General features: G+C 45.6%; 8 protein-coding genes. 4 read left to right on the forward strand and 4 right to left on the reverse strand.

Going from position 1 to position 8137, the window contains the following annotated elements; genetic code table 11:
- Positions 1 to 46: 46 nt before the first annotated feature.
- From IBX40_09005 to IBX40_09015, 3 genes are all read right to left on the reverse strand, one after another.
- Positions 47 to 625, reverse strand: a complete 579-nt coding sequence (locus IBX40_09005) for a hypothetical protein (protein MBE0524451.1) — start codon at positions 623 to 625, stop codon at positions 47 to 49.
- 146 nt (positions 626 to 771) lie between these two features.
- Positions 772 to 3111: an anaerobic ribonucleoside-triphosphate reductase gene (gene nrdD, locus IBX40_09010; protein MBE0524452.1), complete on the reverse strand. Its 2340-nt coding sequence runs from the start codon at positions 3109 to 3111 to the stop codon at positions 772 to 774.
- A 16-nt stretch (positions 3112 to 3127) separates the two neighbouring features.
- Entirely contained in the window at positions 3128 to 3388 is a 261-nt protein-coding gene (locus IBX40_09015) for an NrdH-redoxin (GenBank protein MBE0524453.1), read from the reverse strand.
- A 273-nt stretch (positions 3389 to 3661) separates the two neighbouring features.
- On the opposite strand from IBX40_09015, the gene IBX40_09020 reads away from it, so the two are divergent.
- Genes IBX40_09020 through IBX40_09030 form a run of 3 tightly spaced genes read left to right on the forward strand, consistent with a single transcriptional unit; the run spans position 3662 to position 6495 of the window.
- Positions 3662 to 4432 carry a thiazole biosynthesis protein gene (locus tag IBX40_09020; protein MBE0524454.1) on the forward strand — a complete coding sequence of 257 codons (771 nt, stop codon included), beginning with the start codon at positions 3662 to 3664 and terminating at the stop codon, positions 4430 to 4432.
- A 42-nt stretch (positions 4433 to 4474) separates the two neighbouring features.
- Complete coding sequence (locus IBX40_09025; protein ID MBE0524455.1) at positions 4475 to 5701, forward strand: TIGR00375 family protein; 1227 nt, start codon at positions 4475 to 4477, stop codon at positions 5699 to 5701.
- Between the two features lie 20 nt (positions 5702 to 5721).
- Complete coding sequence (locus tag IBX40_09030) at positions 5722 to 6495, forward strand: sulfite exporter TauE/SafE family protein (GenBank protein MBE0524456.1); 774 nt, start codon at positions 5722 to 5724, stop codon at positions 6493 to 6495.
- 294 nt (positions 6496 to 6789) lie between these two features.
- Here the strand turns inward: IBX40_09030 and IBX40_09035 are convergent, their stop codons facing one another.
- On the reverse strand, positions 6790 to 7944 hold the full coding sequence (locus IBX40_09035) for a DUF72 domain-containing protein (protein ID MBE0524457.1): 1155 nt from the start codon (positions 7942 to 7944) through the stop codon (positions 6790 to 6792).
- Positions 7945 to 7995: 51 nt separating this feature from the next.
- Here IBX40_09035 and IBX40_09040 point away from each other — a divergent pair.
- The coding region (locus IBX40_09040; GenBank protein MBE0524458.1) for a DUF72 domain-containing protein at positions 7996 to 8137 on the forward strand (142 nt) is incomplete at its 3' end.

An 8137-nucleotide genomic window follows, 5' to 3' on the forward strand; every position in this document is an offset into this window, starting at 1 on the left:
GCCATAAAAAAGTTAAACAGTTATGATACAAGGTTATCTTTCAAACTCAGGTATTTGTAATAGGTGTATTACCGATTATAATAATTGGGATTGTAGACGCCTTTAAACTTGAAACCCTTATATTTATACTCTTGCCAATTGCTTTTAACATAGAGTCTGATCTGAGTAATCCCGGATTTCCTTGGTGAGTGTTATAATCACCCATACATATTAAATTCATATCAGATTTATTATTCTTAAATTCCCAATTCCAGACGATGGACATTTTCACTTCGAAAATTGCCAAGATATTTTCTGGTTCTTGTTCAATATTTTTATTTTTTGAAATGATAACATCAGCCGGGGAATTATTTAGAAGAGCAATTTCACTACATTTTGCTCCCTGAACTGCAAATAACCCTTCATCCTCAACAATTCTTTGGATAAGATCAGTTGTCCATTTTTCGGTAAAATTTCCTATAAGCGAATTTCTACTTTGAAGAGTGCTTTTCTTACCCAGATAATTTTTTGGCCAGTAAGCTAAATATTTATTTTCATTTGTTATATAAAACAACTGTTCAGGTGTTGCATATTCTAATGACTTTGTGAAAAATCTTTTTTCCACATTTTTGTTCCAAAGTTCCATCTAGTGTTTTACCTCTTTCTTTTGCAGCTCAATTTGTATATTATTCTTAATCCTTCTTTCCTCGAAAATAGTACTATCTCATTCCAATATTATCGCATCCATCCTCTCCACCCTGTATTTCCCCTTTAAAATACATTCATCATAAGCTAAACCATATCCCCTGCTCCATACCTCCTTCTATCCTTCAGTTCCTGCTTCTTCCCATTGTTCCATCCATCCACAGCCTGGATATACCCGGTCACCCTGGACAGGTGTTCCACATCATCAGACTTGCAGTTGGGACAGGTATCATGCAATCCTCCAGCCACATGGAAATCGCTCATACATACTGTCATGTCCTTGGTAAACGCAAAATATCCTACCTGGGAGTTCCTGGCCAGATTCATGGCAAACTCCTTCAGGCCTCGGGGATCAGGATGTCCCTCCCCCATGAAGATATGCAGGATATTCCCGCCATCCACTATGGGGAAGAAGACATGCTCTATATCGATCCGCTCGGGGAGGGAAATGTTGGCTCCTGGCGGCACATGGGTACCGTTTGTATAATATATGGGTAGGTCGCGAGTTTCGCTCAGACGGGATTCAGCAGCTGCCAGGTCGCCTTTTATAACTTGTTTAGCATAATCTTTGTATTCCTTATGAAGCAGATCGGACACGGCAAAGCGCTGACACGTGGTCTCGGCCGGCGTCCGGGCCAGTGCTATTTCAATATTATGTTCTTTTGAAAGTTCATTGGCATAGAATTCCATCTCGAACATGGTCCTGATAGCCAGTTTCCTGGCATCTTCGTTTTCATGCATCTGGAAGCCGGTATGGTGCTGTATCATCTCATTAATGCCTGCCACACCGATAGTATAAACCAGTCCCTCCAGATCCACGGCCATGGTTCCCTTCTTTCCTGTAACAGGGTCCTTGGGACGCTGGGTGGCAAAGGGCATCCTGCCCCTCTCAACGATATTGTCCATCCAGTACCGTTTGATCTTGAACACTTCAATTGTCTTGTCCATCAACGTCTTCAGATTCCGGAATAGGAGATGGTCGTCTCCCTCTGCCTCATATGCAGCCCGGGGGCAGTTCAGAGAGACGACCTGCCAGGCACCCATCGAAAAGTGCTGGCCATCTTTAAAGTACATTTTTTCTTCGAACAAAGAATCCTTATCTGCCGTGGTAGAGAAATTATATGCACAGCACTGGTAGCATGAAATACCTTCTCCAGCTCCCCGGTACTGAGGCAGCTGGTTGTCGAAATACGGCGCACCGAACTTGGCAGCCAGCTTAAAGGACAGGGTGTAGAGCTCGTCATAGGTAAGCAGTTCAGGATGTTTTTTATTGAATTCTTCATCCTCCTGCATAAAATCGGGTTCAATACTGATCTCAGGCTTGGGGAAATTGAAGGGCTTACCCCAGTAATCCCCTTTCAGCATCACATTCATCAATGCTTCAAAGCTCACCCTGACCTCGCGCTCGAACTCGCCATAGGTCCTTAAGGGCGCCATGTCTCCATCCCAGACACGCCCCTTGAAGACCACGGGTTTGTCCCGCCAGAGTTTTGGGATTCCCGGCGAGAGCTGTACGGATGAGAATACCAGCTGGCCGCCTCTCGCGACCATCATCTGGGTCATCTCATAAACGAACATCTGCATCAGCTGTTCGATCTCTTCGTACGCCATCCCCTCAAAGTAAGGTGCGATAAAGGTAAGAAAATTATAGAATCCCTGCCCGCCTGCAAAGTTTGTCTGGGCGCTTCCCAGGGCTTTCACTGCATGCAGTATTGCCACTTCAGCTTTCTTGGCCGGACCTGCCACGCTGGCTTTTGTCCCGGACCCGTCTGGCATCAGGCCGTAATAGAAGAAATATCTCAGGTCCCAGTCCTGGCAGAAGGCCCTGGTTCCCAGGTATTCCAGATCATGAATATGAATATCACCGTTTAAATGGCTGTCAGCCAATTCCGGCGGGAGTAATAGCAGGTATTGTTCCTTGGATATCTTATCTGCCTTCTTCTTATGGGATGTCTCTGCATTCTCCTGCAGGTTGGCATTATCCTTGGCTTCGAATCCTGTACCGATATCTATCTTATACGCATCGTAGACCGGAGTACCCACCCTGGTCGAGATGTTCCGCCATTCAATATGGCCCTTTTCCAGCAGGACAATATTGACCAACTCTCTTACTAAGGGTCCTGACAGGAATTGCACACCCATCTTACGTATGCGGTTCTCGGTCTCCTTGGCGATCTCCCTGGCGATCTCTTCAGTGGCAGCGGGTTTGTTATAGAACTTTTCGCTGAGGACAGTTTCTTTTAGAAGCTGTTTAACAATAGTATTGCGGTCCCATTCCATTAAGTGACCGTCTGTTGTCCTGACTTTTGGTAATGTGGAGATCTCATCTCCCATCAGGGTTTGCTGCACCAGTGCTTTTTCGTTATTTGCCAATATATCCACCATCTCCTCTCCCGTTATTTCATGAGTCGCCTGTAATCGTTGCATTTTTTTAAACCTCTTATCACATACCTGCAATAATATCTTCCACTTTCTGACGGTCTATGGTATCACCGTTGAATAGCTCTTTGGTAGTATAGAACCTGTTCTGGATCTGGAGTACAGGTGCTGACATGGTAAATACACTGTTCATGGTCAGTTCAGTTAATGCAGCAGGAGTGCTCATGTCCATTTCATTATAAGCAATCCCTGAATCACTTAATATCTTTTTCAGTATCTGGCAGTTAGGACAGACTTTTGTGGAATATATTGTTATTTGTGACATACTATCGCCCCATCGGTAAAGATTGAATTAATAGGAGAAGATATAATGATATTTTGAACTAGATTTGAATATAATGATTATGTATTTGTTATCTATACTGGTAACAGATATACGGATTGGAACACTCGGAATATTTGTTTCACAATCACCAGGCAACATAGGGTGGTATCAGTTCTGGTAACAGATGGGTTCAGGACAATTAAATAATTTGGCAAATTATAAGCTTGTACCTGATTATCAAGTCCAAATATAATTGTATTCCTGGTTGATATTATGAAATTAGACGAAATAACAATAACAAGAGCCATTGTAGAAGAATTCACATCAGATTTTTTAACATGTACTGATACAGAAGTTGCACTGGTTGGGGGAGGTCCTGCAAATCTGGTTGCTGCTAAAATACTTGCCGAAGCAGGTGTAAGCACGGTGCTCTTTGAGAGAAAACTGGCTATCGGAGGCGGCATGTGGGGTGGTGGTATGATGATGCCCAGGATAGTTATTCAAGAAGAGGCAAAGCGCATCCTGGATGACTTCGGAGTCAGATATAAAGAATACAAAACCGGCTATTATGTGGCAGACTCAATTGAATGCGTATGCAGGCTGGCCTCTGAAGCCATTTCTGCGGGAGCAAAGATCTTCAATCTTATCAGTGTGGATGATGTGATGATCAGGGAAGGTGATGCAGTAACCGGTCTGGTTATCAATTGGACAGCAGTAGGCTTGCAAAAACTTCACGTAGACCCAATGACCATAAGGGCAAGAGTGGTCATAGACGGCACAGGCCACGAAGCCTCAGTCTGTAGCACAGTGGCACGCAAGATCCCGGGAGCATTAACTGTTGTGGGAGAGAAACCCATGTGGGCGGATGTGGGCGAGCACATTATAATGGACAATACAAAGGAAGTATATCCTGGACTTATAGTCACAGGCATGGCAGCCAATGCTGTTGCCGGGGCACCAAGGATGGGCCCTGTCTTCGGGGGCATGCTGCTCTCTGGTGAAAAGGCTGCCAGGCTGGCCATTGCAAAACTGGACATCAAGTAGCGAACAAAAAACGTTTATCAAATCCTTGCATTCTTTAGTCCCATGCCTGTCATTAACGCTGATCTTCATATCCATTCAAAGTACAGCATGGCGACCTCAGGTCGTATGGACATACCAACACTGGGAGTTGAATCTGTTAAAAAAGGTATCCAGCTTGTGGGTACAGGAGACTGCCTGCATCGCAAATGGCTGGATGAGATCAAATCTTTGCCAGAAGTGGCTGATGGTGTCTATGGAAAGGACTCTGCCAGGTTCGTGCTGACTGTTGAGCTGGAAGATACAGACAGGGTGCATCATCTGCTTATTGTGCCTGATGTGGCCAAAGCAGAGGAGATCAGGGAAGCAGTCGAGCCACTTTCGGTCAATATCGATACCGACGGCCGTCCAAACGTGAATCTGAATGGCATCCAGATAGCAGAGATCGCAAGGGATGCGGGAGCGCTCATTGGCCCGGCCCACGCATTTACACCCTGGACCGCCATGTATGCCTACCATGACAGCCTGACCAGCTGCTATGGGGACATGGCACCATATATTAGCTTCGTGGAACTGGGCTTGAGTGCAGATACTGACCTTGCTGACCGTATCAGTGAATTGCACAGGTTAACATTCCTGACAAACAGCGATGCACACAGCCCCTGGCCTAATAAACTTGCCAGGGAATTTAATAGGTTCCAGATGGAGGATATTACGTTTCCAGAGCTGGAAAAGGCCATATTGCGAATTGATGGACGAAAGCCTGTCATGAATGTGGGCCTGTTTTCCCAGCAGGGAAAATACCATGAATCAGCATGCATTCGCTGTTATCAACATTATACCCTGCGAGAGAGTGTGATGAAGAACTGGCGCTGCACGTGCGGTGGAAGGATCAAGAAAGGGGTCGTGGACAGGGTGGAGGAAAAGGCTGATACTACCGGCCATCCCGATCACAGGCCACCGTACCTGCACCTGTTCCCTTTGTCTGAGATTATCATGATGGCTCTGGGAGTGGCAAGTACCACCACTAAGAAGGTGAAAAGTAACTGGGAAATATTGGTGGATCTGTTCGGTAGTGAGGTGACAGTATTGCTGGAAGCCGAACTTGACGGTATTGAGGGGGTGGATACCAATGTTATCCGTGCCATACGAAAGTTCCGGAAGGGCAAGGTCAGGGTTGTACCCGGGGGAGGGGGACAGTACGGCAAAATTGAGATCTTGGAAAATGAAATTGATGATATGGCTGAAGCACCAAACCAGGATGAACCCCAGCGATCCCTGTTTGAATATTAAAAAATTATTTCCGGGTGATTATGGATTACACGTACTGGTACCTGTTTCCTCTCGGGATAATTATTGCCACATTGGCAATGTCAGCTGGCATTTCCGGAGCTAATTTCTGGATACCGGTATATCTGATCCTCATTAAACTCGACCCGTTGATCAGCTTCTGGTTAGCGCTTATAACTATGATTTTTGGTTTTGGGAGCGGGGTAATCAGAAATGTATACCAGGGATCGGTCAACTGGTATATTGTCAGACAATACCTTATTATCACAGTCCCGACCGCTATTTTAGGTTCACTGTTAACATCCTACATTGATGGCAATTTTCTCATACTCATATTTGGCTCCTTCATTTTCATTTATGGAACGTACATGCTCAAAAGCTGCTTCACTTCCCAAAAAGCAGCGGGAAAACATCAGAAGGTATTCTGGGGAATAGGTTTCATGGCGGGATTTCTTAAAGGGCTCATTGCGACGGGCTTGGGTAAGTTGATCGTGCCCGGGATATGGAACCATGAAAAGATCGACCATCCGTCCCAGGTTATCGGGTCGGCCGTTGTCATCATATTTATTGTTGATATTGTGGCTGCTGTTACCAGGATGAATCCTGGGTTTGTAAGTGGGCTTGTGGAGAATAGAAATATATTGTTCAATGTTCTTATCTTCGTATTACCTTCGGTGGTTATTGGTGGGCAGATAGGGCCGCGGATTATTAAGGATGCAAATGCTGAACAGTTAAAGGTCTATATCTCGGTGATGTTGATATTTGTGAGTGTGTTGATATTTTCAAGATTGGTGTGAATTTATTATTAAGCATTAGAAATGAGACATAAACGAGGTGTATAAGGAGGGAATCTCCCGATAGTGCCGTTCGTGACGCAGAGGGATGCCGAAGACGGTAGGAAAAAAACCGTTGTGCTTGCACTATGATGTTAGTTTTTGCCTGATTGTAAACTGGTCATATACCAGACGATTCCAGTAATGTAGATAATAAGATAGCTCCGTTTCATCATGAGCCCAAATTATAACTGGCTTTTTCATTACCTCTGACTAACCAGAACCGCGTGTCTGATCCGGGGGTCGTTGACTCGTTTGTCAACCAGTATAAGGTCTGAAATCCCAGCCCTGCTCCTTTATCAGGCCCAGAAGTGCCTGGCTTTTTTCAGGAGGTAGCGATAATATCAGTGCAGCTACATGCTTGCACATCCTTTGCTGACTGATCCCCCGCCGCCAGTCCTGGCAGTCGTGCAATATGAACTTCCCGGCATAATCCACATAAATGGAATACCCGCTCACATCAGCTACGATCAGCTCTGGTTCATCCTGAAGCATATCTATATCTTTTACAGCACGACCTCTCTCAAGCCGCCCAATATCTGTGAATTCCAGCAGGGTCTCCTTTATCTCATTGGAGGACACAGCCAGGTATGCAAATTCTGCAAGTGTTGTATCCCTTGCTGCCGGTCTTGCCTGGCCAGCCTGCAAATGCTGCCGCATCAGTTGTTGTTTCGGAGTGGCAATACCCAGCATTTCAAGTACATCCAGACAGTTCTCTGGTGCATGGCCGTGGTAATGGTTGTTGAAGTAGCCCAACACCTGAACCTGCTCTGACAGCTCACGAATGGCACCCACCCAGGTTTCCAGTTCCTGCTGAGAGTAGCGGTAATTGTACCACACGCGACCGCCCCTGCCGTGCCACCTGATATATGCCATATCTTCTGACGACATTTCCTGTTTGGGCAGAGCAGGCCCGTCTGTCATGACCGGGGTGATATTATAACGTTCAAACAAACGGATTACATCATCGGTAAGCCAGGTCCTGTTCCTGTATTCCAGAGCAAAATGATAATCATGAGGCAGGACTGCCAGGAAGCTTTCCACAAGGTTGCATGAGAACTTCAGGCCCGGTGGAAGCTGGATAAGTATGCAGGCAAGCCTGCCAGATCCTTTAAGTGGTCTCATCAGTTCGCAGAAACCTCGTACATCATCTTCGACCCCAGCGGCAATATCAAGTCGCTTTTCATGGGTTACCTGACGATTGAGCTTTACAGAGAACAGAAAATCATCTGGGGTATGGGCAGCCCATCCTAACACCAGGCCGGGTTTTGGATAGCTGTAGAACGTAGAGTTGATCTCTGCTGTATTGAAAATGGACGTGTATGCCTTGAGTTTCGATTCATCCCTCACATATAGTGTGCCCACCCAATCTTTATAGTCCCATCCCGAACATCCAAGTCGTATACTGCCCATGAACTGCAACTCCATTAAGGTTATAAATATGACATTAGATTAACTTTATTGATGTCTGAATATAAGATCGGGGCTGGTGGTTGGGCATATTTCAACATACCGGGCATGGATCCACTAAAAGCTTATTCACAGGCCTTCGATTTCGTGGAAGTGAATACCACCTTTTATCAGACCCCATCCCGGGAAATGGTGG

This window comes from Methanosarcinales archaeon (assembly GCA_014859725.1).
Classification (GTDB): domain Archaea; phylum Halobacteriota; class Methanosarcinia; order Methanosarcinales; family Methanocomedenaceae; genus Kmv04.